This is a genomic window from Rohdeia mirabilis (assembly GCA_007750655.1).
Classification (GTDB): domain Bacteria; phylum Planctomycetota; class UBA1135; order UBA1135.
Window position 1 is genome coordinate 2,796,242 of the sequence record CP036290.1, and the last position, 25,445, is coordinate 2,821,686.

The 25,445-nt window shown below is 70.0% G+C and carries 18 protein-coding genes, 2 tRNA genes and 1 other RNA gene; 11 read left to right on the forward strand and 10 right to left on the reverse strand.

Annotated elements, in window-relative coordinates; all coding sequences use genetic code 11:
- Window position 1 precedes the first annotated feature (1 nt).
- The 5 genes from nqrE to nqrA are packed head-to-tail and all read right to left on the reverse strand — an operon-like array spanning window position 2 to window position 4,605.
- Complete coding sequence (nqrE, locus tag Pla163_RS10425) at window positions 2–613, reverse strand: NADH:ubiquinone reductase (Na(+)-transporting) subunit E (RefSeq protein WP_145187588.1); 612 nt, start codon at window positions 611–613, stop codon at window positions 2–4.
- Window positions 614–617: 4 nt separating this feature from the next.
- Window positions 618–1,244: an NADH:ubiquinone reductase (Na(+)-transporting) subunit D gene (locus Pla163_RS10430; RefSeq protein ID WP_145187591.1), complete on the reverse strand. Its 627-nt coding sequence runs from the start codon at window positions 1,242–1,244 to the stop codon at window positions 618–620.
- Between the two features lie 47 nt (window positions 1,245–1,291).
- A complete protein-coding gene (locus Pla163_RS10435; RefSeq protein WP_145187594.1) occupies window positions 1,292–2,098 on the reverse strand; it encodes a Na(+)-translocating NADH-quinone reductase subunit C in 807 nt (268 codons plus the stop codon).
- On the reverse strand, window positions 2,085–3,257 hold the full coding sequence (locus tag Pla163_RS10440) for an NADH:ubiquinone reductase (Na(+)-transporting) subunit B (RefSeq protein ID WP_145187597.1): 1,173 nt from the start codon (window positions 3,255–3,257) through the stop codon (window positions 2,085–2,087). The genes Pla163_RS10435 and Pla163_RS10440 overlap by 14 nt, the downstream gene beginning before the upstream one ends.
- 1 nt (window position 3,258) lies before the next feature.
- Complete coding sequence (gene nqrA, locus Pla163_RS10445; protein ID WP_145187600.1) at window positions 3,259–4,605, reverse strand: NADH:ubiquinone reductase (Na(+)-transporting) subunit A; 1,347 nt, start codon at window positions 4,603–4,605, stop codon at window positions 3,259–3,261.
- 774 nt (window positions 4,606–5,379) lie between these two features.
- On the opposite strand from nqrA, the gene Pla163_RS10450 reads away from it, so the two are divergent.
- Complete coding sequence (locus tag Pla163_RS10450) at window positions 5,380–8,079, forward strand: tRNA wybutosine-synthesizing protein 4 beta-propeller domain-containing protein (protein WP_419185798.1); 2,700 nt, start codon at window positions 5,380–5,382, stop codon at window positions 8,077–8,079.
- A gap of 1,097 nt (window positions 8,080–9,176) precedes the next feature.
- Here Pla163_RS10450 and ssrA read toward each other — a convergent pair.
- Both ssrA and smpB read right to left on the reverse strand, forming a co-directional pair.
- Window positions 9,177–9,538: a transfer-messenger RNA gene (ssrA, locus tag Pla163_RS10455) on the reverse strand.
- A 153-nt stretch (window positions 9,539–9,691) separates the two neighbouring features.
- A complete protein-coding gene (gene smpB, locus Pla163_RS10460; protein ID WP_145187606.1) occupies window positions 9,692–10,162 on the reverse strand; it encodes an SsrA-binding protein SmpB in 471 nt (156 codons plus the stop codon).
- A gap of 117 nt (window positions 10,163–10,279) precedes the next feature.
- Between smpB and Pla163_RS10465 the strand changes: the two genes are divergently transcribed.
- Window positions 10,280–10,366: transfer RNA gene (locus tag Pla163_RS10465), tRNA-Leu, on the forward strand.
- A gap of 327 nt (window positions 10,367–10,693) precedes the next feature.
- Here Pla163_RS10465 and rsmG read toward each other — a convergent pair.
- Complete coding sequence (rsmG, locus tag Pla163_RS10470) at window positions 10,694–11,515, reverse strand: 16S rRNA (guanine(527)-N(7))-methyltransferase RsmG (RefSeq protein ID WP_145187609.1); 822 nt, start codon at window positions 11,513–11,515, stop codon at window positions 10,694–10,696.
- Between the two features lie 330 nt (window positions 11,516–11,845).
- Between rsmG and Pla163_RS10475 the strand changes: the two genes are divergently transcribed.
- The gene (locus tag Pla163_RS10475) at window positions 11,846–14,395 is read left to right on the forward strand and encodes a lysozyme family protein (RefSeq protein WP_145187612.1); all 2,550 of its coding nucleotides are present in this window, start codon (window positions 11,846–11,848) and stop codon (window positions 14,393–14,395) included.
- 437 nt (window positions 14,396–14,832) lie between these two features.
- Window positions 14,833–14,910 (forward strand) — tRNA-Trp (locus Pla163_RS10480).
- 281 nt (window positions 14,911–15,191) lie between these two features.
- On the opposite strand, the gene Pla163_RS18995 is transcribed toward Pla163_RS10480, so the two are convergent.
- Entirely contained in the window at window positions 15,192–16,634 is a 1,443-nt protein-coding gene (locus Pla163_RS18995; protein WP_419185799.1) for a hypothetical protein, read from the reverse strand.
- Between Pla163_RS18995 and pcnB the strand changes: the two genes are divergently transcribed.
- The 3 genes from pcnB to Pla163_RS10495 all read left to right on the forward strand — a co-directional run bounded on the left by pcnB (window position 16,536) and on the right by Pla163_RS10495 (window position 20,144).
- Window positions 16,536–17,777 carry a polynucleotide adenylyltransferase PcnB gene (gene pcnB, locus Pla163_RS19000; protein ID WP_419185800.1) on the forward strand — a complete coding sequence of 414 codons (1,242 nt, stop codon included), beginning with the start codon at window positions 16,536–16,538 and terminating at the stop codon, window positions 17,775–17,777. The genes Pla163_RS18995 and pcnB overlap by 99 nt on opposite strands.
- Window positions 17,774–18,934 carry a hypothetical protein gene (locus Pla163_RS10490; RefSeq protein WP_145187617.1) on the forward strand — a complete coding sequence of 387 codons (1,161 nt, stop codon included), beginning with the start codon at window positions 17,774–17,776 and terminating at the stop codon, window positions 18,932–18,934. Before pcnB ends, Pla163_RS10490 begins: the two co-directional genes overlap by 4 nt.
- 157 nt (window positions 18,935–19,091) lie before the next feature.
- Window positions 19,092–20,144, forward strand: coding sequence for a class I fructose-bisphosphate aldolase (locus tag Pla163_RS10495; protein ID WP_145187620.1), 1,053 nt, complete (start codon window positions 19,092–19,094; stop codon window positions 20,142–20,144).
- A gap of 187 nt (window positions 20,145–20,331) precedes the next feature.
- Here Pla163_RS10495 and Pla163_RS19005 read toward each other — a convergent pair whose 3' ends face one another.
- Window positions 20,332–20,913, reverse strand: a complete 582-nt coding sequence (locus Pla163_RS19005) for a prepilin-type N-terminal cleavage/methylation domain-containing protein (protein ID WP_419185801.1) — start codon at window positions 20,911–20,913, stop codon at window positions 20,332–20,334.
- Between the two features lie 265 nt (window positions 20,914–21,178).
- Between Pla163_RS19005 and Pla163_RS10505 the strand changes: the two genes are divergently transcribed.
- The 4 genes from Pla163_RS10505 to Pla163_RS10520 are packed head-to-tail and all read left to right on the forward strand — an operon-like array spanning window position 21,179 to window position 25,430.
- The gene (locus Pla163_RS10505; RefSeq protein WP_145187626.1) at window positions 21,179–22,648 is read left to right on the forward strand and encodes a hypothetical protein; all 1,470 of its coding nucleotides are present in this window, start codon (window positions 21,179–21,181) and stop codon (window positions 22,646–22,648) included.
- A complete protein-coding gene (locus Pla163_RS10510) occupies window positions 22,645–23,274 on the forward strand; it encodes a hypothetical protein (protein WP_145187629.1) in 630 nt (209 codons plus the stop codon). The genes Pla163_RS10505 and Pla163_RS10510 overlap by 4 nt, the downstream gene beginning before the upstream one ends.
- 9 nt (window positions 23,275–23,283) lie before the next feature.
- Window positions 23,284–23,952: a hypothetical protein gene (locus tag Pla163_RS10515; protein WP_145187632.1), complete on the forward strand. Its 669-nt coding sequence runs from the start codon at window positions 23,284–23,286 to the stop codon at window positions 23,950–23,952.
- Window positions 23,953–23,957: 5 nt separating this feature from the next.
- The gene (locus Pla163_RS10520) at window positions 23,958–25,430 is read left to right on the forward strand and encodes a type II secretion system protein GspD (RefSeq protein ID WP_145187635.1); all 1,473 of its coding nucleotides are present in this window, start codon (window positions 23,958–23,960) and stop codon (window positions 25,428–25,430) included.
- The last annotated feature ends 15 nt before the right edge of the window (window positions 25,431–25,445 follow it).

Consider the following 25,445-nt stretch of genomic DNA (forward strand, 5'->3'; position numbering starts at 1 on the left):
CTCAGAGCTTGATCCCGCCGAAGATCATGAAGCCCATGGCCATGAGCCCCGTGGTGATGAAGGTGATCCCGAGTCCGCGCAGTCCGGGAGGCACGTTCGAGTACTTCAGCTTTTCGCGGATGGCGGCCAGGGCGATCATGGCCAACCAGAAGCCGACGCCCGATCCGAAGCCGTAGGCGAGCGACTCACCGACGTCGTACTCGCGCTGCACCATGAACAGGGATGATCCGAGGATCGCGCAGTTCACCGCGATCAGCGGCAGGAACACACCGAGCGCGCCATAGAGCGTGGGCGAGTAGCGATCGATCGCCATCTCGACGATCTGCACCACGGCGGCGATCGTCGCGATGTAGACGATGAACCCGAGGAACGAGAGGTCGACCTCGGCGAGCTCGGGCGAGGCCCAGGCCATGGCGCCCGGCTTCAACAGGTAGTTGAAGAGGATCGAGTTGATCGGCGTGACGATCGTCAGCACGAACACGACCGCGAGGCCGAGGCCCATGGCGGTGTCCACCTTCTTCGAGACCGCCAGGAACGAACACATGCCCAGGAAGAACGCGAGGGCCATGTTCTCCGGCCCCACCGCCTTCACGATGATGTTGACGTACTCCATGGGACTAGTTGGTCTCCTCGACCAGCTCGGTCGACAAGCTGCGCTGGACCCAGATCAGGAGTCCGATCAGGAAGAAGGCGCCCGGTGAGAGGACCAGCAGGCCGTTCGGCACGTACCAACCGCCCGCGTTGGTGGCCTCGAGCACGGGGAAGCCTAGGATCTTGCCCGAGCCGAAGAGCTCGCGGAAGAAGCCCACGTAGAGCAGGATCGCGGCGTAGCCCATCGAGTTCGCGAAGCCGTCGAGCGCGCTCTTCAGCGGCGGGTTGGCCATCGCGAAAGCCTCCGCGCGCCCCATCACGATGCAGTTCGTGATGATGAGGCCGACGAAGACCGAGAGCTGCTTGTAGACCCCGAAGGCGTAGGCCTTCATCACCTGGTCGGCGACGATGACCAACGAGGCGATGATCGCCAGCTGCGTGATGATCCGGATCGAACCCGGGATCCTGTTCCGCAGGAGGCTGATGACCGTGTTGGAGCTCGTGAGCACGAACGTCAGCGCCGCGCTCATGACCAGCGCCGTTTCCAGCTTGGTCGTGACCGCCAGTGCCGAGCAGATCCCGAGCACCTGGAGAGTGATCGGGTTCTTGAGGTGGAGGGGATCCAGCAGGATCCGTTTGGTTTCCTTGTCCATCGCCGCGGTGGGGCCGGGTTGTTGGTCGACGTTGGTGGAGCGAACGCTCAGGCGTCGCCGCGTTGTGCCTTCAGGTACGGGCCGTAGCCCCCGTCGCCGAGCCAGAACTCGAGCATGAGATCGACACCGTCCGTGGTGATCGTCGCGCCGGCCATGCCGTCGACCTGGTGGCTCGGCTCGGTGACCATGCCGGACTTCTTCACCTCGAGGATCGGCTCGCCCTGGTCGCCGTAGATCTCCTTGCCGGGGAACTGCGCCTTCCAGGAGGGGTTGTCCACTTCACCTCCGAGACCCGGCGTCTCGCCGTGCTCGTAGTAGGTGATGCCGATGACGTGGGAGAGGTCGCGACTGACCGCGAGGTAGCCGCGCAGGGTCGACCACAGGCCGTAGCCCTGGATCGGCAGCACCAGGCAATCGACCTCGTCGGTGGTGACCTTGATGACCTGCAGGTAGGCCGGGACGACGCGCATCTGCGTCTCCTTGTAGGCCGGGTCGATCGGCGAAGTCAGCTGGTCGTTCTTGGCGTTGTCCTTCGCCCACTTGGTGGCGTCGAAGGACTCGGCGCTGTCGATGCCCTCGATCGTCGAGGGATCGTCCACCACCTTGCCACTGGCGCGTTCGACCACGAGGTATTCGATGCGCCCGTCCTCGAAGAAGGCGTTGATCTCTTCAGCGGTCCGAGTCTCACCGGTCTCGAGCACGCCCGCGACGCGCAGCACGTTCGTGCGACGGTCGAGCAGCATGTTCGCTTCCTGCTGGGGCTTCAGCTCGACGGCCAGGACGGAGACCGCGGCCGCGCACACGAGGCACAGCACGACGGCGAAGCCGACGACGTACTTGTTACTGAAGTCCAAGGCGCACCTCCCGGCGGCGGATGTTCGCCCGCACGACGTAGTAGTCGATCAGCGGCGCGAACACGTTCATGAAGATGATCGCCAGCATGATGCCGGCGGGATAGGCGGGGTTGATCACGCGCACGAGGATCGTGAGGGCTCCGATGCCGAAGCCGTAGATCCAGCGGCCCGTGTCGGTCTGGGACGCGGACACCGGATCGGTGGCCATGAAGACCGTTCCGAAGGCGAACGAGCCGACCACCAGGTGCCAGTGGAAGGGCACGTCGTGGTAGCCCTCGCCGACAGCGTTGAACAGGAGCGTCATTCCGAGTCCGCCGAGGACGCAGCCGGCCATGATTCGCCAGGACCCGATCTTCGTGAAGAGCAGGATGAACGCTCCGAGCACGCAGGCCGCCGCTGACGTCTCCCCCATCGACCCCGGGACGAAGCCCCAGAACGCGTCGGACCAGGAGTAGGCCATCTGCGTCAGGTCACCCTGCGCGCTGTAGAAGGTCGCGAGCGGCGTGGCGCCGCTGAAGCCGTCCACCCAGTTCGCCGAGTCACCGATCCAGACGAGGTCGCCCGAGATCTGCGCGGGGTAGGCGAAGTAGAGGAAGATCCGTCCGGTGAGCGCCGGGTTGAGGATGTTCATCCCCGTGCCGCCGAAGACCTCCTTGCCGATCACGACGCCGAACGCGATGCCCAGCGCCACCTGCCACAGCGGGATGTCCGGCGGCAGGGTCAGCGGGAACAACAGCGACGTCACGAGGAAGCCCTCGTTGATCTCGTGCTTGCGCACCACCGCGAACAGCGCCTCGAGCAGGCCGCCCACCGCCACGGTCACGATGTAGACCGGCAGGAACGACAGGAGGCCGAGGTAGAGCGCACGCGCGAAGTTGACGTCGAGCGGCCCGAGGGTCGGATCGGTCGTCGCGCGGATCTCCTGGTAGCCGGTGTTGAAGAGCGCGAACAGCGTGCAGGGCAGGAGCGCCAGCACCACCGTGATCATCGTGCGCTTCAGGTCCAGGCTGTCGCGGACGTGCGGACCGCTCTTGGTGCGCTCGCCCGGGCTCAGGAGGAAGGTGTCGCCCGCTTCGTAGAAGGGGTACAGCTTCTCGAACTTTCCGCCCTTCCCGAAGAGAGGGGCGACCTTGTGGAACTGTTCTTCGAGGAATCTCACGTCAGCCCTCGTTCTCGATCTCGGTGAGCATCTCGCGCAGCATCTCGGTCAGAGGTTGCTTGGAGTTGTCGACGTACTGGCACAGAGCGAGGTCCTCTTCGGCGATCTCGAGGACACCCAGCTTCTCAGCGAGTTCCACGTCGCCGCTGGCGAGGGCCTTGATCAGCTGGGTCGGGAGGATGTCGAACGCCATGACGCGCTCGAACTGTCCGATCGGGACGATGGCGCGCAGACTGCCGTTCGTGTCGGTGTCGAACACGAGGCGCCGGCGGATCCACTTGTCCCACAGGGTGTTCGTCTCGGTGAAGCGACCGTCCAGGGGGAACGCCCAGTTCAGGAGACGACGACGCGTCTCGTTCTCGAGCAGCGTGATCTGGTTGGAGTAGCGACCGAGGAAGCCGCCGGGCGTTCCCGGCGAGCACTCGCGCCCTTCGAGCACCGAGCCGTCGATGGCGCGCAGGTCGCGTGCGGTCGACTCACCGGCGAGCAGTTCGGCGGTCGAAGCGCCGCGCAGCGTGCGCACGAGGCGCGGCGCGCGGGCGTCGGGACCGACGAGCGCGACGACGCGCGTCGTCGGCACCGCTCCCGTCAGGAGCAGACGGCCCACGTCGGCCACCGACTGGTAGCCGATGTGCCACGAACTGCGTCCGACGCCGACCGGGTGCAACCGGTGGATGTGCAGGCCCGCGGTACCCGAGGGGTGCGGGCCGTCGAACGCGACCGTCTCGACACCGTCGGGCGTCAGGGCCGACCAGTCGCTGCCGGCCTTGGTGCAGAGGTAGGTCTTCCCTTCGGTCAGTCGGCGCAGCGCCTCGAGTCCGACGCGGAACGGTTCACTCGCACCGGCGAGCACGTCGAGCGGCTGCGGCGCCAAAGGACGCGAGTCGTGGGCGGTGACGAACAGCGCTCCGGCGGTCGCGTCACTCGCGGGCACGCGGTCGAAGGGGCGCTGGCGCAAGGTGCTCCAAAGGCCCGATTCGAGCATTAGACTGCGCAGGGCGGACGCATCCTTCTTCGCGCTCGCCACGTCGAACGAGCGCGCCTCGTCGTTGCCGTCCCGATCGATCTGGATCGAGAGCACCGCCCGGCGCGCGCCGCGTTCGATCGCGCGAACGGTGCCCGAGACCGGCGCGGTGTACAGCGTGTTCGGGTCCCGACGATCGGCGTAGACCGGCGCACCACTGGCGACGCGGTCACCTTCCTGGACGAGCGGACGGCACTTCAGGCCGTGGGACTCGCGCGGGACGAGCCCGACCGTTCCGATGTCCAGCCGATCCTCGATGACGGAGGATTCGACGGCGCCGTGGATGGGGAGGTCGAGGCCGCGTCGGTTCTTGATGACGGGCATGGGGGCGTGGGGCGGAGCCGGAGCCGCAGTCGGCGGCCGAGGGGTGGGACGTTTGGCGCAGCATGGTAGGGGCCCAGGCGCACCGCTCCAGCCGTCGTCGCCGCATTTCCTTCACGTTTGGGACGAGTCGGCACGGTTTCGAGCGCGTGGCCTCGGACGGCACCCGACCCCGGCGAGGGTCAGGTCCCCCACCGGGACCGGCCGATCGCGACCAGCGCGTTCGGGACCGCCACCACTGCATGGCCCCGTTGCAAGGCCCCGTTGCAACGACCCGCTGCGACGACGAGCGGGCCGCGCGCTGAGCTGGGCCCGTCCGTTCGTCGAGCGGCATCCGCCTCCCGCCCCGAGGCGTCACCCGAAGCGCCTCGAGCCCGTGGCGGTGCGCTTCTCGCCGCGCGGCGCGGGCCCACGGGCCATCTGGCGAGCGGCGAGGACCTGCGCGAGGAAGCCGGTGCGGGGCGCGCCGCGGGCGCAGTGCCGCACGACCTGTCCCAGCCCCGTCCTGGCCCCGCCCCAACTCGCACTCGACGGTCGCGACGAGTCGAGGGCTCGTCGAGCCGGCTCCACGATCGCGCCGATCGCGGACGGACCGGCGGAGCGCGGGGACCATCCGTCGGACGCGCGTCGTGCGCAGCGGCCCGATCGGTGCCGAATGACGGGGTCGTCACATCCGGCGCTCGCTCCCCGGCGTCGACTGTCAGTAGTCGCCCGAGTCTCGCGGCAGCGTCCGTGACTCCCGTTCCACCCCGCCCCACACGCGCCATGTCGAGTTCGATGCCCCTCCCTCTCGCGCCCCGCCCCCTCCCCATCCCCTCGAAACACGTCCTCGATCCCGTGCGCCTGCTCGGCGTCGGCGCCCTGCTCGGGATGTTCGCCGCGCCGGCCCTCGCCCAGACCTGGGCCGACATCGCTCCGGTCCCCACGGGCGGAGCCGCGCGCAGTTTCGGCATCGGCCTGGTGGAGAGCGGCGAGATCCTCGTGCTCGCGGGCCGGCCGTGGTTCGGCACGAACGACAGTCGGGTGGACGGCTGGACCGCAGGCGGCGGCTGGACGACCCACGAGAAGTTCGAGGGACCGATCATCGGCCAGGGCGTCGGCATCGACGACCTGGGCAACATCGTCTGCTTCGGCGGTTTCGACGGCGACGATCCCGAGGGCGACACCGCCTCGAACTACCGGTACGACCGCAACGAGGGGCAGAACGTCGACATCGCCGATCGCAGCGCGGGAGCTCCTGAGACGGGCTTCGCCTTCGCGACCGACGATGCGAACCGCGTCTACGCGCTGGGAGGTGGTTCGTACTCGACCCTCGTCGAACGCTACCTCGGTTCGACCGACACGTGGTCGACCGTCGCATCGCTCCCGATCGGTGTGACCGACGCCGCCGGCGTGAACGACGGAACGGGTCGCCTGCTGGTCATCGGAGGACGCACGAGCGGCAGTGCTCGCACCGCGGTGGTGCAGGCCTACGACGTGGCCACGAACGGTTGGTCGACCACGGTCGTGCCGCCGCTCCCCGAACCGATCAGCGGCGCGCGCGCGGCCACCGGTGCGGACGGCCGCGTGTACGTGGTCGGTGGGTCCACCGACGCCCTCCTCACGAGCCCGCACTGCTGGGCGCTCGACCTGGCGACGAACACGTGGACCCAGGGTCCCGACATGCAGGTCCCGCGACGCAACTTCGCGTTCGTACTCGGCCCGGACGACTTCCTCTACGCGATCGGTGGCAACGACGCGTCGACCGGTACCGACCGCGTCGAGCGCCTGTTCACGAGCGACTGCCCGATCGCCGGAACGGCGCCCGCCAGCGTCGAGGCCTGGCCCGGACTCGCGGCGACGATGCACGTGTTCTTCGCCGGCAGCGGGCCGATGGGCTTCCAGTGGGAGAAGGACGGTGTGCCGCTCGTCGACGGTCCGACCGGGACGGGCAGCACGATCTCTGGCGCCTTCACCGACACGCTGGTGGTCAGTGGGGTCGGCGCGAGCGACGTCGGCGACTACCGCCTCGTCGCGACGAACGCGTGCGGCTCCGATACGAGCGGCGCGGCGTCGCTCTCCCTGCGGACCCCGCCCACGGTCGGTACATGGTCGTCGGTGCGTCGGATGGATCCCTTCGGCATCTCGACCAACGCGGCGTCGTGCGTCGACGGCATCGACGTCTACGGCAACGGCCAGCACGTCTCGCCGTTCCACGGCAACCAGTCGATGGGCGGACGCTGGAACGCCCTCGGGCACTTCGCGCAGGGGCTCGTCCCGCCGAACTCGGCGGGTTCCTCGATCAGCGACGCGGAAGGCGGTCGCGCGGTCGGCTGGTGGTGGTGGCCGTACACGACGCCCCAGGGCACCGGCTACTACCAGCACGCCGCGACCTGGGATCCGGTGACGCACCAGCACCACGACATCCAACCGAGCGGTTGGGAGATCGGCTCGGTCTCGGAGACCAACGGCACCCAGCACGTGGGGACGCTGCGCTACTCGGACGAGAGCACGACCGTCGACGGCGTGTTCTGGAAGACGGCGACCGGCTCACCGACCTGGCTCACACCGAGCGTGGCCTGGGGCAGCAGCGCGACGGGACTCGACGACCAGCACCAGTACGGCTCGTGCAACATGGGCTTCGGCGTCGTGCACGCGGCCCGTTGGAGCGGCAGCGCCGCGAGCTGGGAGGACTGGCACGTGCCGGGTTCGAGTCGCAGCTACCTGCACACCGGTGACGGAGGTCTCGTGATCGGAACGGCCTACTTCGGGAACGACGCGCGCGCGTACCTGTGGGGCGAACGGTCGACCGACCACGTCGAGTTCCTGCCCGCCGGTGCGACCGCGGTCTCCCTGTCCGACACGAAGGGCGGGCTCCTGCTCGGTCGCGTGACGGACGCGAACGGGACGCACGCCGCTCTCTGGGAAGGTCCCCAGGGCGTCGAGATCGATCTCGACGCGCTCGCCGCGACCCACGGGTACACGAGCGTCGGCGTGACCGATCTCGACGTCGAACCGGGACTCGTGCGCGTCGCCGGCAACGGCTTCGGACCGGGTGGCGCCGCGAGCATCGAGCCGATCCTGTGGACCTTCCAGGACGAGCCGCTGGTGGCCCACCCAACCACCGTCTCCCTGTCGAACGGCGGTCGCCACGAACTCTTCCTCGCGGCAGGTCCCGCGCGCGCCGGCCACATCTACTTCGTGGTCGGATCGGCGACGGGGACGTCTCCGGCGATCCCGCTCGGCGGCGGCTTCTCCGCGCCGATCGTGCCGGACGCCTACACCACGCTGACGCTCTCGAGCTTCAACGGCACCCAGTTGAAGGAGACGCTCGGTGTGCTCGGCCCGGACGGCGGTGGACACGCGACCCTCGCGCTGCCCGCCGGGACCCAGGCGAGCCTCGCCGGTCTGACCCTGCACCACGCCTTCCTCGCCTGGGACGGCACGGGCGGATTGAGCTTCGTCAGCAACGCGGTCGACGTCGACCTGCTTCCCTGATCGAGCGCCACCCAGAACCTCGTCCACCAGCCGGTGGAAGACAGCGAGCCGCCGCCCCCACCGGGCGTCGGCTCGCTGCGTCACGGGCCGGGGGATTCGGAAACGGCAGCGCCAACCCGATCCACCGACGACCTCGAACCGGCCCTGCGAAGTGCGGGCGACCGCCAGTGACGCATCGTTCCGGCGTCCCAACGGCGCCAGCCGCCTGACCAACAGCACCCATCCATTTCGGAACGGGCGCGCGGCGCCCGCGACGCAGCAGGGCCACCCCGATCCGCCTGCGGATCGGGGTGGCCCTGCGAAGTGCGGGCGACCGCCAGTGACGCATCGTTCCGGCGTCCCAACGGCGCCAGCCGCCTGACCAACAGCACCCAATCCATTTCGGAACGGGCGCGCGGCGCCCGCGACGCAGCAGGGCCACCCCGATCCGTCTGCGGATCGGGGTGGCCCTGCGAAGTGCGGCCGACCGCCGGTGACGCATCGTTCCGGCGTCCCAACGGCGCCAGCCGCCTGACCAACAGCACCCAATCCATTTTGGAACGGGCGCGCAGCGCCCGCGACGCAGCAGGGCCACCCCGATCCGTCTGCGGATCGGGGTGGCCCTGCGAAGTGCGGCCGACCGCCAGTGACGCATCGTTCCGGCGTCCCAACGGCGCCAGCCGCCTGACCAACAGCTCCCATCCATTTCGGAACGGGCGCGCAGCGCCCGCGACGCAGCAGGGCCACCCCGATCCGTCTGCGGATCGGGGTGGCCCTGCGAAGTGCGGCCGACCGCCGGTGACGCATCGTTCCGGCGTCCCAACGGCGCCAGCCGCCTGACCAACAGCTCCCATCCATTTCGGAACGGGCGCGCGGCGCCCGCGACGCAGCAGGGCCACCCCGATCCGCCTGCGGATCGGGGTGGCCCTGCGAAGTGCGGGCGACCGCCAGTGACGCATCGTTCCGGCGTCCCAACGGCGCCAGCCGCCTGACCAACAGCTCCCATCCATTCCGGAACGGGCGCGCGGCGCCCGCGACGCAGCAGGGCCACCCCGATCCGCCTGCGGATCGGGGTGGCCCTGCGAAGTGCGGGCGCTGCGCGCCCGTTCCGAAATGGATGGTGGAGGCGGCGGGAATCGAACCCGCGTCCTGGAACGCCCCGCACCGCGGCGTCTACGTGTGTGTCCCCAGATTTGTATCTCGACCCTCCGCCGCCCGGGGGCGAGCTGCATCGGATCCAGCCTCGGAAAGTCTCGTCGCGTTCCCCCGAGGCGCGGGGCGGCGACCAGTCCGCTGAGTGTCGTTCACGCCGGGCCGCGGACACTCCCGGCGCGAACGGCTACATGAGTTGAATCAGGCAGCGAGTGCGAAATCGTTGTTGGCAGGTAAATTGCCTTCCTCGGATGATTGACGAGGTGACCGAGGATCCTCGACACGCGACCGCGGGCGTTGTCGAACCAGTCGAAACCAGTGCGCCCCCGTTCGTTCCTGCTCGGATCATAGCACCGTCGGCCGCCGCTCCACTCCCCCAGACACGCCGTTCCCGCCGGGTGTGCAGCGGGCACCTGAGCCGATCCGTCGAGCGGGCGCTCGACGACCGAAGGAGCGACGCGGACGCCTGCCGCTGGCGACCTCAGGTGGTCCGGCGGGTCGCGGCGCGGCGCATCTCGCGCCGGTCCTCGCGTTCGCGTTCGGCCTGCCGCTTGTCGTGGGTCTTCTTGCCCTTGACCAGCGCCAGGCTGCACTTGACCAGGTGCCCCTTGAAGTACAGCGCGAGCGGCACCAGCGTCACGCCCTTCTCGCGCACGGCCTTGCCGATCTTCGCGATCTGCTTCGCGTGCAGGAGCAGCCGCCGCGAGCGCGTGGGCTCGTGGTTGTGCTGGTGGGCCCAGGGGTACTCGGGGATGTGCGCCCCGATCAGGAGCGCTTCCTCGCCGCGGACGAGCGCGTAGGCCTCCTGGATCGACGCCTTGCCACCGCGGAGACTCTTGACCTCGGACCCCACGAGCACGAGCCCCGCCTCGAACTCCTCGAGGATCAGGTAGTCGTGCCGCGCGCGGCGGTTCGACGCCACGACGCGGATCTCCTCGGAGTCCCGTGCCACGCCGGGAGCATAGCCGCACGGGCGACCGATCCGGCGCGGCCCGTTCCAGGTCGGATCTTCCTGCCGACGGGGCGTTGACCCGCCGCTCCGCGGTCACTACCGTCTCCGCTCCACAGTGCCCGGGTGGCGGAATTGGTAGACGCGCATGGTTCAGGTCCATGTCCTGGCAACGGGGTGGGGGTTCGACTCCCCCCTCGGGCACCACGCTCAAGGGGAGTGACGCGAAAGCGACGCTCCCACCTAGAAGGCCCCGGTCGGCGCAGCGCGCTGACCGGGGCCTTCTGCGTTCCGCGCGCACGAGAATTGCGTTCCGCGCACCCGAGGATCCGCGCGCTCCACCCGTCCGGAAGCGCCCGCTCAGAAGCTGCCGTCCTCGGGGTAGTTCGCCACGGTGATGACGAACACCACGAGGAAGACGATGCCCAGCACCAGCGCGATCCAGGCCCAGAGCGGCATCGTTCGTCGGTCGAAGGTCGTGTCCCGCCGCCACGCTTCGAACGGCGGCCACTCGGGAACGGTCGGGCGCGCGGGTCAGCGCGCTCCGGGAGAGCGGTAGACCAGGATTGCGCGATGCCCCATGTCGCCGGGCAGATCGTGCTCGAAGACGGTCTCGAGATAGAAGCCCAGCCGCTCGGCCTCGCGCTCGGCCGCGCGCATCTCGCGCGACCACGACGGACCCTTGAACATCACGAGCTCCTTGAAGGAGTGCCGCACCTTGCGCAGCAGGCGGATGTTCTCGCGCACCGAACTGAGCGCGCGGATGAAGACGATGTCCGCCTTGTTGCGCGCCAGGTAGTCCTCGCCGCGCGCCCACTCGGCCCGCGCGTTCTTCACGCCCATCGTGTCGATGGTCTCCTGGAGGAAGTCGGCCTTCTTGCGCCGGGTCTCGACCAGGGTGACGCTGCAGTTCGGCTCGCACAGCGCGGTCGGCATGCCCGGATAGCCGGCGCCCGAACCGAGGTCGACCACGCTGCGTCCCATGAGCGGCAGCTGACGCGTCGCCCGCCACGAGTCGAGGTAGTGCTTCACCGCGATCTCGTCGGGATCGAAGATCGCTGTCAGATTGAGGCGCCGCGTGCCCTCGAGCACCAGGAGAGCGTGCTCGGCGTAGCGCTCGAGGACCCCTGGGAGCACAGCGTCGTCGGCGAAGGCCCGCTCGAGAGCGGCCATGATCTCGGATCGATCGGGCAGTTCGCGCTCGGCCAGAGCGGGATCCGGATCGTCCTCGCCGTCGTCCTCCTCGGCTGCGCTCGCTTCCGGTTCCTGGACGGCATCGTCCGCGTCCTGGGCGTGCGGATCGGGAGCCGCGCCGGCGGCCGGATCCTCTTCGGGAGTGCTTTCGAGGCTGTGCATCGGGGCACCACGGTACTTGGCGGAGAGCCATGGTCGCAAGCGAAGCGCGTCCACACGCGCACTTACGACGGCGCGGAGGATCGGGTGGAACCGATCGACGGACCCGGTGCGTCCGCTCCTGCGATCCACGCCGGAGTGTCTTCTCCCCCAGCGCCGCGTTCCCCCAGACGTCAGGCGCTCAGGGCTCTCCGGGGCCGGCCAACGCTCGGTGTCCGAGAAGGACACCGCCCCAGACGATGGGTCGAGACGGAGCCCGAAGGAGCGCGTGTTGCGACGCGATCCCGCCCCGTCCGACCCGTCGGATCCCCCAGGACGTCCCCGATCCACACCATGGAATTCGACCCCGCCTTCCGGCGCGGTGCGACGACGCCGAACGTGGGCGCCGTGCGCACCTTCGTTCGGACCGCCGTTCTCGCCGCCACCAGCGCCAGCGACCTCCCGACCCACACCGACTCACCCACGGACCTTCCGACCGCGCCGGCCGTTCCGCGCCGCTCGCGAACGATCGGCCAGGCGCTCCTCGCCAGCGCGCTGCGTGCGACGGCGTCGGCCGCGCTCCTCGCCACCGCGCTCGGCCTCGGAGCGCCGAACGCGCTGGCCCAGGGCACGTCGCCGCCCGTCGTGGCGCGCACGACCATCGGCCCGACGCAGGGCCCGACCCTTCTGCGGCTGGTGCTCCCACTTCCGCGCGGCGAGGACGCGCTGCTGGTCCCCGGACTGCCGTCGCCGTTCAGTCTGCGAGCGGGATCCGACGTGCTGATCACCCAGTGGAAGCCGTGCCGCTTCCACGCCGACGGTTCGATCGCGTCGATCGAACTGTCGGCCTGGAGTGACGCGCCGATCGGCACCGACCAGGTCGAGATCGTGCGCGGCACGTCGAGTCTCGCACAGCCTCTGGTCCCGCTCGAGACCATCGGTCTCTACCAGCACGGCGTCTCGCTGCGCATCGCTGGTGCGGACGGCGTCCAGTCGCGGCTGTTGACGTCGATCTCCGGCGACATCTCCATCGGTCCCGTGTACGCGGAGATCACCCTGGGCGGCGAGCTCGGGCCCTACGGCGGCTACCGCGCCTGGGTGCGTTCGATGCGCCACTCCCCGCTGATCGAGGTCGACCTGATCTGGCACAACTCGGACGTCACGAGCCCGGACCCCGACATCCGCTTCGACATGGCGAGCCTCGAGCTGCCGGCGGGTTGGAAGGCGCTCAGCGTGGTGCCGCGTCCGGACGCGTACAACACGACCGGGACGAACGGCGACAACCGCTACGTGATCGCCGACAACGGGCCGCACACGCTGCTCCAGCTCGGTGAGTACCACGCGCGTCTGGTCCTGTACCGCGAAGGCGATCTGGCCCTGGCCGAACGTCAGGCCCAGTGGCGCGGTTGGGGCGTGTGCCTGGCCGAAGGTGGCGGTTGGTCCTTCTGGAACCCTGTGACGCCCTGGTTCACGGCCCACGCGACCGCGTTGCCGTTGGTCTCGCACTACTCGCGCCAGACGTTCATCGATCGCGCCCGCGACGACTGGAACAGCACGCGCGACACGCTGCTGACGAAGCAACCCTTCACCGGCACTCCGCACGGCGCGCTCGGCTGGGTGCAACAGCGCGGCGTGCCCTACGGCGGAGCGACCGGCGGCTACGCGATGGAGTACACGCCCGGCATGGAAGCCATGCGAGCCGGCGTGCCCGAGGGCATCCTCGACCACATCGCCGGCTGTTGGGTGGACTCGAACCGCAACATGTCCAACCTGTACGACGCGGTCGGCAGTCCGATCGACCTGGACACGTACGTCTACCTGAACGGTCTGGACGACCAGATCGACTTCCGCTTCGAGATCGTCCCCGAGGCGATCGGCGAAGGGCACACCAACAAGTTCATCGCCGACGTCGAGCCGTTCGGCTTCACGACGGCTGGCGATCGCTTCAGCACCGACCCGGGCGCGGCGATCTACGAGGCGGCCCTGCGCGCCTACGGCTCCTTCGACGGCCAGCACGGCGGGCGCTACTTGTACGAGCCGGTGATGCTGGCCGGCGCGGCCAACGACCGCATCGCCAAGCACATGCTCGTGGCGCGCGCCATGGCGAACCGCGCGGACAACTGGGAAGGCAAGGGAGGCTCGGAGTACGGGCGCTACGGCTGGTTGCTCGAGCAGGTCCAGGCCGCACCGGGACAAGGCTGTTCCGCCGGCCGCGCCGAGGGCTGGAACCTCGACATCGCGGTCGAGGCCTACAGCCTGCTGCCCCCCGACCGACGCGACTGGCTGCGACGTCCGATCGACGTGCTGGTCGACATCTGCTGGCTGGCCCAGACGCCGAGCGGATTCGTCCAGGCCACGTGCCAGGGCAAGGCGGCCTGGAGCGTCACCCCCGGTGGATCCAGCGCGAGCAGCTACCGCTGTGCGGCCCAGCCCTACGAGGCCTGCATCCAGGCGAACGCGCTGCGCAAGGCGGTGGCCTTCGCCTACCAGCCGACCGACTCGCGCTGGTGGTCGGCCCAGCGGGTGCTGATCGATCTCGCCCGCGCCCAGGGTTGGGCGTGGCACCCGGACGGCAGCAAGACCTGGGGCATCATCGCCCTGCGGGAGAGCGACGGTTCGCCCATGTACTCGAACCAGTTCGAAGTGCCGGACGACGGCAAGGTCGACAAGAGCTCGTACTACCTGCGCGGTCCGTTGGTGTACGGCCTGATCGGTGCCGCGGAGATCGGCGACCTGGCGTCGATGAAGGACCTCGTGATCCTGACGCTGCTGTACGCCGACGGCGACACGCTGCTCGACAAGGTCCGCCAGAACTACCTGCAGGAGCTGGGCATGAAGGCGCCCTTGATGTGGCTGGCGGAGACGGTGCCCCAGGCCGTGCTGGAGTCGCTGCTCTACCTGTGACGGGACCGTCCGGCGCGATGGCCCGGTCCTAGTGGTGTGATTCGCTCTTTTGGGGCATTTCCATCGTCCCGTACGGGCGCGCTGCTGCGTTGCGCCTCCTCCGAGACTCACAGCGAAGTCGAGTCGTCGGCGCGCCTTGCATCGCATCCCGTACGGAACGCCGAAATGCCTCAACAGAGCGAATCACACCACTAGCGACCGGGCCGCCGCGGCCGGGGACCCGGACCCGGAGGCTCGACCGTGGGTCGTCGCGGTCGACCGCTCCCGCCGGCACCGATGGTCCGGCGCCGCGCCGCGGATCGACGCCCGCGCGGCGGCGACGTGGCGGCGGCGCGGTCCGCGAACCCGTGCGACACGGATGGAGCTGGACGTGGATCCGCCGGCGTGGCTCGGCTACACTCCCGCCCCGCGTACGTCGGCACGGGCCGATCGCGCACAGGGCAGTAGCTCCTAATCGGTAGAGCGACTGATTCCAAATCAGTAGGTTGGGGGTTCGAGTCCCTCCTGCCCTGCCACGGTCCGCTCGGGCGGCGCGCGCCGCGTGAGCGTTCCTCGAGCGGGCGCCGATGCGCTTCGCTGTGTCCGCTGCCGTGTGTCCGGCGTCCTGCGTCCTCACGTCCTGCCTCCGCGGCGCGGCGCGGCGCGCACGCCTCGAGCGCACGCCGGCGAGGACCGCCCGATCGTCCTCCATCCGGTCGATTCCGGTCGGCGAGCCTCCACGACCGTGTGGAGCGACGAGAACCGGCCTCGACCGCCGCACCCAGCTACCGGCACCTGCCACCGCGCTCCCACTCCATCAGGGCCCCGATCGATCGATCGCGGAGAACCGTCCATGGGCCATCAGGGCTTCGAACCGTCCGACGATCGCCGAACCGAGCGGCGTGCCACCGCGCGCCCGTCCGCCGATCATCGTCCCGCTGATGATCGGCCCGCGCGCGACCGCGACCGATCCGTGGGGCGCGGCGACGATCGCGGCGACGATGGCGAACGGGGCGCGCGAGCGAGAGGCGAGCGCGAGATCGACCGCGATCGCGACGGTTTCGCGGGCGGCCAACGCGACCGCGTCGACGGCGAGTCCGGTCCCACCCGGTCCCGTCAGCGCCGCAGCCGACGTCGGAGCCAATCGACGGAGCCGGAGCCGGAGCCGACCGCCGGCTCCCGGCGTTCGGACGACGGGGAGCCCGACCGGGACACGGACCGGCGCGACGAGACCGATCGCGACCGCTCGCCCGGACGCAGCCCGCGCGCGCGCGACACACAGCGCGTCGACAGGAGCACCGAGCGCACTCGCGACGAACACGGCAGCGACGAGCGCGACCGGACCGAAGTGCGGGACGAACGCGGCCCGACCTCGGGGCGCCGTCGACTGCGACGCTCCGGTGCCGAGGACCGAGGCCGCAGCGCCTCCGACGCTGACGAGCGGAGCGAACGCGCACCGCGTGAGCGCGAACCTCGCGAACGCGAACCTCGCGAACGCGAACCTCGCGAACGTGAACCGCGTGAACGTGAACCGCGCGAGCGCGAACCGCGTGAACGTGAACCGCGCGAGCGCGAACCGCGTGAGCGTGAACCGCGTGTACGTGAACCGCGTGAGCGTGAACCGCGAGCGCCCGAACCGTCCGATCGCCCGGCCCGCGTGCGGCGGCGCCAGACGAGCGACGACGACCGCGGACGCGAACGCGCTCGCCCCACCGAACACGACGACGCACCGCGTGCCGCGCGCCGCGACCGCGACGACGAACGCGAGTCGGCGGAGCCCGGGACGGGCGAACGTCCCGCCCGCTCGGCAGCCCGCGAGCGCTCGCCGGAACGCGACGAACGCCCGCGCTCGAGGCGTGGACGCTCGCGCTCCGAGCGCTATGCCGACGACCGCGACTCGGACCCGCGCCAGGATGCAGGTCGCCTCGACGAGGTGGCCGGCCGCCGCAAGCAGCGCGACGCGGTCCGCAGTGCGCGCCGCGCCGAAGCCTCCGACGACGACGTGGACCCCTGGACCCCGACGGCTCGCCTGCGCGAAGCGGCCTCCGTCCACGTCCTGCGCTCGAGTCGCTGCGACGAACGCGGCGCCCTGGTCGTCGACGTGCGACTGCCGCGCCGTGAACACCTCGATCCGAACGCGCTGCGCGTCGTCAGTCGGCTGGTGCGCAGCGGCTTCGAGGCATACCTCGTCGGCGGCTGCGTGCGCGACCTCTTGATCGGTCGGCGCCCGAAGGACTTCGACGTGGCGACCGAGGCCCATCCGCGCGAGGTCAAGCGTCTGTTCCGCAACGGGCGCATCATCGGCCGGCGCTTCAAGCTCGTCCACGTGGTCTACGGCGGCGACGTGGTCGAGACCGCGACCTTCCGCGCCGCACCGAAGAGCATGCGCGGCGGCGACGACGAGCACGATCCGACCGTCGACGACCTGATGATCGTCGACGACAACGAGTTCGGGACCGCGGCCGAGGACGCCCTGCGTCGCGACTTCACGATCAACGGCCTGTTCCTCGATCCGCTCGAGGGCGAGATCATCGACTACGTCGACGGGCTCGAGGACGTGGAGTCGCGGCTGATCCGCACGATCGGCGATCCGCGCGTGCGCATCGCCGAGGATCCCGTCCGCATCATGCGGGCGATCAAGTTCGCGTCGCGCCTCGACTTCACGATCCACCAGGACACCTGGGACGCGATGGTCGAGCACGCCGGAGGTCTGGCGCAGGCCGCCGCGCCGCGCGTGGTCGAAGAGATTCTGCGACTGCTCCAGAGCGGGCACTCGCGCGTGGCCTTCTCGCTGCTCGACAAGGTCGGCGCCCTGCCGATCCTGCTGCCGGCGCTGGTGCGTTGGCGCAGCGACACGGCCGGCGTGGAGACCGACGCGGCCGACGGCGACGACGGGGACCTGCCGCCGCTCGATCGCAGCGACGGCTGGGCCGTGCTGGCCGCGCTCGACGAGCGCATCCGGCGGGGCGAGGCCCCCACCACCTCGTTCTGTCTGGCCGCACTCTTCGCGCCGGCGTTCCTCGAGGCCTGGGAGGAGATCCGCGACGAGGAACACCACAGCGACATCGACGCGGTGCGCCTCGCCGCGCGCCTGTTGACGCCGCTCTCCGCGGTCGCACGCCTCTCGCGTCGCGACGTCGCCCAGGCCAAGCGCCTGCTCGCGAACCAACCGCGCTTCACGCAGTCCGCGTCCAAGCGCTTCAAGCCGCTCATGTTCGTGCACACGTCGGAGTTCGACGAGTCGCTCGACCTGCTCGCCCTGCGCATCCGCGCCGGTTGCGAGGAGCGCGCGGTGCTCGACCGCTGGCTCGAACGACGGGAGGAAGCGCGCGAGATGCCGATCGAGACCGTCGAACGTCAACGTCCGAAGCGACGACCCCGGCGTCGTCGTCGACGCTCGTGACCCACCTCCTCGCGACTGCGCCGCCGACCCGGCGCTCGACCATGCACGGCAGCTTCGTCCTCGCGTCGGCCGCCCTCCTCTGCCCGCTCCTGTCGCCCGGGACCGACGCGCCCGACGCTCCCGACGACGCGGCTCTGCTCGCCGCCTGGGAGGCCGCCGACGCCGACCTGCGCCGGGAGGTCGTGGACTACCTCGACCTCGACCTGTCCCATCAACGCACGTTCCAGCTCGACCTCTCGCGCTGGGTGGTGTCGGCGATGGGCGTGGACCCGGGCCTGCTCGACGAGGCGCGCGAGCCCCGTTGGTTCGACCCGCAGGTGCACGCACCGAAGCAGCCGATCCCCCGCCAGCTGCTCGAGCCGGACGACCCGCGCGCCGTGCGGGTCCAGCGCGCCATGCGAGCCGGACTCGACGTGCGGGCGATCGAACCGGCCTACGTCTACGACTGGGGCCAGCGCGCGGTCGTGATCGCCGGCGACACGGACGACCCGACCCGCCGCTTCCGCGCCGCCCTGGCCGGACTCCCGCGCGAGTTCGACCTGGTCGAGGCCCAGGTGCTCGCCTGGCTCGACGACGGCTCGAAGGCGACGGTGCTCGAGGCCTTCGGGAACCTCTACAGCGACCGCGACGGCCGCGTGTACCCAGGCATCACGCTCTACGAGGCCTGGAGCAGCGGAACGTCGATCGAGATGCCCGACGTGGACACGCTCGGGCTCGTGCACAGCATCGACGACGAGTGGGACCGCTGGGTCGCACCGGTCCCCGAGCGCCAGCACGAGGCGCTCTACGGTCGGATCGGCTCGCACTTCGTCCCCGCGCGCCACCACCGCGGACTGCGCGAGGCCCTGGCCCTCACCTACCTGACCGCTGAACCCGCCTACCGCGACGGGTACACTGAGGGCAACACCGTGGGGTTCCACGCCCTGTGGAACCGGCGCTCGTCGGATCCGAGGCAGCTCGTGGAGGACCTTCCGGCAGCCCAGGACTGGGCCGAGTTCCTCGAGCGGGTCAACGCCGACCTGGCCGACACCCGAGAGTTCTACTCGGGTGGAACGGTCCGGCGCGACGCCCTCGCCGCGGACCAGGCCACCCTCAGGCGGCGCCTCGTCGCGATCATGCGAGAGCTCGAGGTCCTGCCGACGGAAGACGATCACTGACGCGGAGCCACGCGAGAACGCCGGCCGCCAGACCGCGGCCCGCTCGCGGTTCCAGCTCCGCACGATCGGCTCGAACGAGCCGCCCCCCAAGCACCCACAGACCCCCGCCAGCCCTACCGCGATCCGCGCCCGAACCGCTCGGATCGCCTCCCCAGCCATGACAGCCAACGACCTCAACGCCATCGCCCGCGCCCTCGTCGCCCCCGGCAAGGGCATCCTCGCCGCCGACGAGAGCTCGCCGACCATCAAGAAGCGCTTCGACTCGATCGGCGTGGAGTCGACCGAGGAGAACCGTCGCGACTACCGCGAGATGCTCTTCTCGGCCCCGGGCTCGGAAGCGCACATCTCGGGCGTGATCCTGTACGACGAGACCCTGCGTCAGAAGGCGAAGGACGGTCGCCGCCTCGTCGACCTGCTCGAGTCGAAGGGCATCGTCCCCGGCATCAAGGTCGACGCCGGCGCCAAGGAACTCGCCGGGCACCCGGGCGAGAAGGTCACCGAGGGCCTCGACGGCCTGCGCGAGCGCCTGGCCGAGTACGTGGACCTCGGCGCCAAGTTCGCCAAGTGGCGCGCGGTGATCGCCATCACCGACTCCCTGCCGAGCCGCACCTGCATCGAGGTCAACGCCCACGGACTGGCGCGCTACGCCGCTCTGTGCCAGGAGGCCGGCATCGTTCCGATCGTCGAGCCCGAGGTTCTCATGGACGGCCGCCACACGATCGCGCGCTCCGAGGCCGTGACGGGTGAGATCCTCAACGAGACCTTCGAACAGCTGCACCGCCAGGGCGTGTCGCTCGAGGGCATGCTGCTCAAGCCGAACATGGTGCTCTCCGGGTACGAGTGCCCCGAGCAGGCCAGCGTCGAAGAGGTCGCCGAAGCCACGGTCCGCACCTTCGAGCGCTTCGTCCCCGCCGCCGTGCCCGGCATCGTCTTCCTCTCCGGCGGTCAGTCGGACGTGCTCGCCAGCGCGCACCTCTCGGCCATGAACCGCCTCGACGCCGCGCGCCGCCCGTGGCAACTGTCGTTCTCCTACGGCCGCGCCCTGCAGGCCCCGGCCCTCAAGGCCTGGAGTGGCAAGCCCGAGAACGTCGGCGCCGGTCAGGCCGCCTACATGCACCGCGCCGCTTGCAACGGTGCCGCGCGCACGGGCGCGTACGACGCGTCGATGGAGCAGGGCGCCGCCAGCGTCAAGCTCGTCAGCCAGGACTGAGTCCGAAGCGGCGCCAAGGTGGCGCGCTCGAACGTCAGGCGCGCTCGAACGGCAGAACGGCCGCTCCCCCATTTGCGGGGGAGCGGCCGTTCTCGTGCCGCCCGTCGTTTGGGGCGAGCGGCAGGTTCTCTCGGTCGGCCGGGGACGGCGGCTCGCTCGGCGACCGGTCCGCGCCCCCCTGGCGATCCTACTTGAAGACGTAGACGAGCACGCGGCTGCTGCCGGCCTGGTAGACCACGCGGCCCGTCGTGAACCAGTCGCCCGGCAGACCCGAGTCGAACGCGTTGTCGATCGACTGCGCCACTTCCTCGGTCACACCGCTGAAGTAGAGCATGTTGCCGTCCCCCGACAGATCGATGGTTCCGTCGCCGTCCGTGTCGAAGCCCTGGATCCAGTTGTTCGCGTTGAGACGGTTGTAGAGGTGCGTCGTGCCGAACGGGTTGGTGTCGTCCTCGGCGAACGGGCGCTCGATGTACGGTCCCGCCCAGCCGGTCGCGGTCTGGGTGGCCGACAGCTGGCGGTTGGTGCCAGCGTACGGCAGCTGGTACTCGCGAGCGTAGGTGCCCGTGTCGCTGTAGTGCACCAGGCAGGCCTTCTCGATGCTCTTGACGAGTTGGACCAGTCGCGACGCTTGACCGCGCTGGATGGCGTTGCCCGAGCGGAAGCCGACGACGCCGACGAGAATGGCGATGATCGAGATCGCGACGACGATCTCGATCAACGAGAAGCCGGCGCGGGACGCACGGCGTGAGCGGTTGAGGACGATCATGGATGGGGCCGATCTAGGTGGTTCTGCGTGCGACGGGGGGGAGACGAGGACCGCGCCATCGCACGTGGCGGCGTTCCGTCCGCAGCCGATCGGCGCACCGAGTCCCGCAGGTTGAGGAAGAGTCGACTTTCGTTCGCGTCCTGGTGGAACGGGCGAGGAGCCGCAGGCCTCTGCTCCTTCACCGCGAAGATTTTTCTGTGGGGCGCCGGCCCTCCCACGGTCGAAGTGGCGTTCTGGCGCGCGTCCCCGATCCCGTGCCCCCCCCATGTCCCACCCCACGCCCTCGAAGGAGGCGCCGGCGCCGCCCCAGCGTCCGACGTCCATCGCGCTCGTCGGTTCGAATCGACTCGAACTGCTCTGGAGCAACGCCGGTACTCCCGTCCTCGTCGAACACGCGTTCGACGGCGCGAGCCCGCACGGCTCTGCGCTGGCGGACGTCCTCGCACGCCTGCTCGCGGACGGGCCCGGCCCGCGCAGCGCCGTCACCGTGGTGCTCGGCGAGGACGCGTTCACGACCCAGCAGATCCTCCTCGGCCGGCTCCCCGAGGAGGAGGTCGACGAGGTCCTCGCGCGCCGCGCCGCCAACCTCGCGGGCGAAGCCGTCGGGGACACGCTCTACCTCGCCCAACGGCTCGTCGCGCCGTTCGACACCGAAGCCGACGTCGCCGACTCGAACTGGATCCTCCACGTCCGCTCGCGGGCGCGTCACAAGTCGCTCATGTTCGCCCTGCGCGAGAAGAAGGTCCGCGTGCAGCGCGTGGTCGCCCTGCGCGACGTGCTTCCGCGACTGGCCGCGAGCACCCCGCAGACCGGTGGCGAGGTCGTCGTGACCTTCGACGGTTCGGCCGTCCTGACGCACCTCACCCGGAACGACGCACTCGTCCAGGTCAGCCGGCTCGCCATCGACCCGACCGACGCTCCCGAGGCGCTGCACGTCAGCGTGGTGCAGGAGGTTCGCCAGGTGGCGGCCTTCTGGGCCAAGGGCAGCCGCGGCGCGCCGATCAACGCCGTCACCGCCGTGGGGTTCGCCGTCGAGGAAATGCAGAGCATGTCGACGCCCCTCTCCATCGCGACACAGGGCGCCGAGTTCAAGAACGGTGGCGCCTCCGACGGTCGCGCCGCCAGCGGTGCACGCCTGGCGTTCCTCGAGGCCATCGCGCGCCACGCCGATGCCGCCAACGATCTGCGGATCGCCCTGCCGCCCCGTCGCACGCGTGTCGCCCTAATGACCGCCGCGACCACGGCACTGGCCGCACTCGTCGGGTGGTACAGCGTCGCGTTCTGGAACGAGCGCGTCGAGAGCCGAGCGCACACCATCTCGAGTTTCGAGCAGGGCATGGCGTCGCTGGCCCACAGCCGCGAGGAGCACGCCGCCTTCGCCAGCGCGCGCTCGCACTTCGAGATCGCACTCGCGTCTCTCTCGCAGATCACCGAACGCGGCGTCCCCTTCGAAGCCGTGACCGCCGCCCTGCGCGGGATCTTCACCGAGCCGCTCGCGCTCGAACACGTCGCCGTCGACGAGAACGAGGGCGTCGTCAAGCTCATCGTCCGCGGCCGGATCGCGTCCGACGTCGCGCTCGCGGCCAACAGACTGACCCGCCTGCGCCACGAGCTCGACGGGCATCCGAACTTCCGCGACGTCGAGATCACGCCCGCGACGCGCGTCCCCGACGGGAGCGACGGCGGTGGACTCGGCTTCACGTTGACCGCTCGCTTCGAGGAGGGCGGAGCATGAAGTCCACCAGCCACAACGTGTCCGACGGCCCCAACTGGAAGCGCTGCCTCCCGCTCTTGCCCATCGCGCTCCTCCCGATCGGACTGATCGGCTTCTCGTTGCGCCCCGCGTTCGAGTACGTCGCGCTCGCCGACGACCTGGCCGAGGTCCGCGGCCTCGACGACGAAGCCCAGCGACTTGCGCAGGTCGTCGCGGCCCACGGCGAAGGCGGCCTGCCGACGGCGCAGTACGAGGCGCTTCTCGAAGCGGTGGCGGGACGCCTCCCGCGTGGGTTCGAACCGACCACCTTCTACGACCACTGCATCGCCGCCGCCCGCGGTCTGGACCTCGAGCTCGAGTCCATCAGCGCCGGCCTGGACCTCGATCTCGCGGCCCCCGTGGGAGCCGACGCGACCCTGCACAGCCAGAGCGTCACGCTCCAGGGCACCGGTGCGCTGCGCGATCTCGAGCAGCTCCTCGTCGCCCTCCACCGCCGCGGCCAACCCGTCGGCGTCCTCCAGACCAAGCTCGACGCACTGGCATCGAGCGGCCGCTTCGACTTCCAACTGGAACTCGCCGTCTACCACCTCGCAACGCCCACCGCCCAGTTCGACGACGCGTCGGACGTCCCCACCGGCGACGCGTGATCCACGACCATGAACCTGGAAAAGAAACATCTCGTCGCCTTCGTCGCTCTCGGAGCCGTGGCCATGGTCTGGGTCCCCCGCCTGACCGGCTGGGACCCGATGGGTCTGTACGCGACCGCGAGCCCGGTGGCCGACGGCGTCGCCGCGAACGGTTCGGCCGAGTGGCCGGGCGTCGGAGCCGAGGGTCCGAACTTCGACTCGGCGCTCACGGGCGCGCTCGGTGAGGGTGCGCTCGCAGGTTCCGGCGTCGCCGCCACTCGTCCGAACTCGCCCGTCGGCGAACTCGGCACCGTGCTCGCGTTCCTCGAGAACCGCGACCGACTCGCCGCTCAGAACGGCGAGACGCGCGGCGCCGCGGCCATCGCGACGAACACCGCGAGCAAGACCACCACCGCCGACTCGCCGAGCACCCTCGACGCCTTCCTGGCCTACCACCCGCTCAGCGCGATCGCGGTCGGGTCGAAACGCTCGTGCGCGCTCTTCGGCCGCACCTCGGTCCGACCCGGCGACGAGTTGCTGGACGGCCGCATCGTCGTGCACGCGATCGAACGCGACGGCGTCGTGCTCGACACGGACGAGGGCCGCGTGAAGGTTCCGCTCCCGACGCCCGGCCAGCTGCGCGCGAGCTCTCGCCCCGAAGGCCGCAGCACGCCCGATGCCACGAACGGTGGAGCCTGACTCCCATGAACACGGACACTCGCACCCTCTCCGCCCTCTTCGCGTTCGCCCTGTGCGCCAGCGCCTGCCACCACCCGTCGGTCCGCATCCCCGAACGCACAGGTGATCGCTTCGACCGCCTCGCAGCCAGTCCGCTGCTGCTCGAGCTGCCCGAGGACACCCTCGAGGAGGTGGCTCACATGTCGGGCGGCGTCCTGTCCATCTCGGACGGCGAGCGCTTCCTGCTCGACTTCCCCGGCACGCCCCTGCGCGAAGCGTTGAACGTGATCGGCACCATGGCGAACGTCACGCTGCTGGCCGACGACCAGATCGAGGGCACCGTGGAGGCGCGCTTCGAGAACATCACGCTCGACGAGGCCTTCCAGACGCTCCTGCGTCAGTACGACCTGGCCGTCCTGCCCGGTCCCGGATCGGTCTACTTCGTCGAGCGGCTCGACGATCCGAGCCTGATGACGGACTTCGTCCAGCTCGTCAACGTGCGGGCGGAGGACGTGGCGGCGAACCTGACGGCGCTGGTCGACGGCGACTCGCGCGTGATCGTCGACAACGACCGCAACGTGGTCTGCGTGATCGGTACCCAGGGCGACGTGGCGACGGTCCGGCGCTACCTCCAGGAGGTCGACACGCTCAAGGACCAGGTCCTGGTCGAGGTCCACATCTTCGAGGTCTCCTACGACGACGGCTTCGACTTCGGTTCCGTGATCGACCTCGTCGGTACGACCAACGGCAACGCGGCCTCGCTGCTGTCGAGCTTCGGTCAGAGCGGCGGCTTCACCACCACCTTGGCCGACGACGACGGCGACTTCACGGCCACGATCGACATGGTCCGTCGCTACGTCACGCTGGACCTGGTCAGTTCGCCGCGCGTCCTGGCGGTGACCAACACACCCGCCGTCGTCGACGTCGTGCGCGAGATCCCGTACATCGAGACGACCAGCACGACCTCCGGCACCACCACCGGCGTCGGCGCCGTCGTGCAGGAGACGGTGCAGTTCAAGGAGGCCGGCCTCAAACTCGAGCTGACCCCGTCGATCCAGGAGTTCGGCTATCTGCAGGTGAAGATCGCCCAGACGATCAGCGAGCAGATCGGCGAGTTCAACAGCATCCCGATCATCGATCGCCGCACGCTGGACACCACGTTCCTCGTCCAGGACAAGCAGACGATCGTCCTCGGCGGACTGGTCCAGGAGCGCCAGAGCGAGGAACGCCGAGGTGTTCCGTTCCTGATGCACCTGCCCGTCCTCGGCCAGCTCTTCCGCGCCGACTCGGACAGCCTGCGGAAGCAGGAGCTCCTCGTCTTCGTGACCCCGCGCATCCTCAGCCCGCGTCAAGCGGCCCTGCTCACGCCCCACTACCAGGACGAGTTCCGGGCCTACGGGGACAGCATGGGCAACAACGGGATCGACCCGCCTGTCCGGGTCGAGAGCGGCGACGCGACCAGCGCCGACGACGCCACCGAGGACGCGGGGAAGCGCTGAGCCTCGAACGGTCGC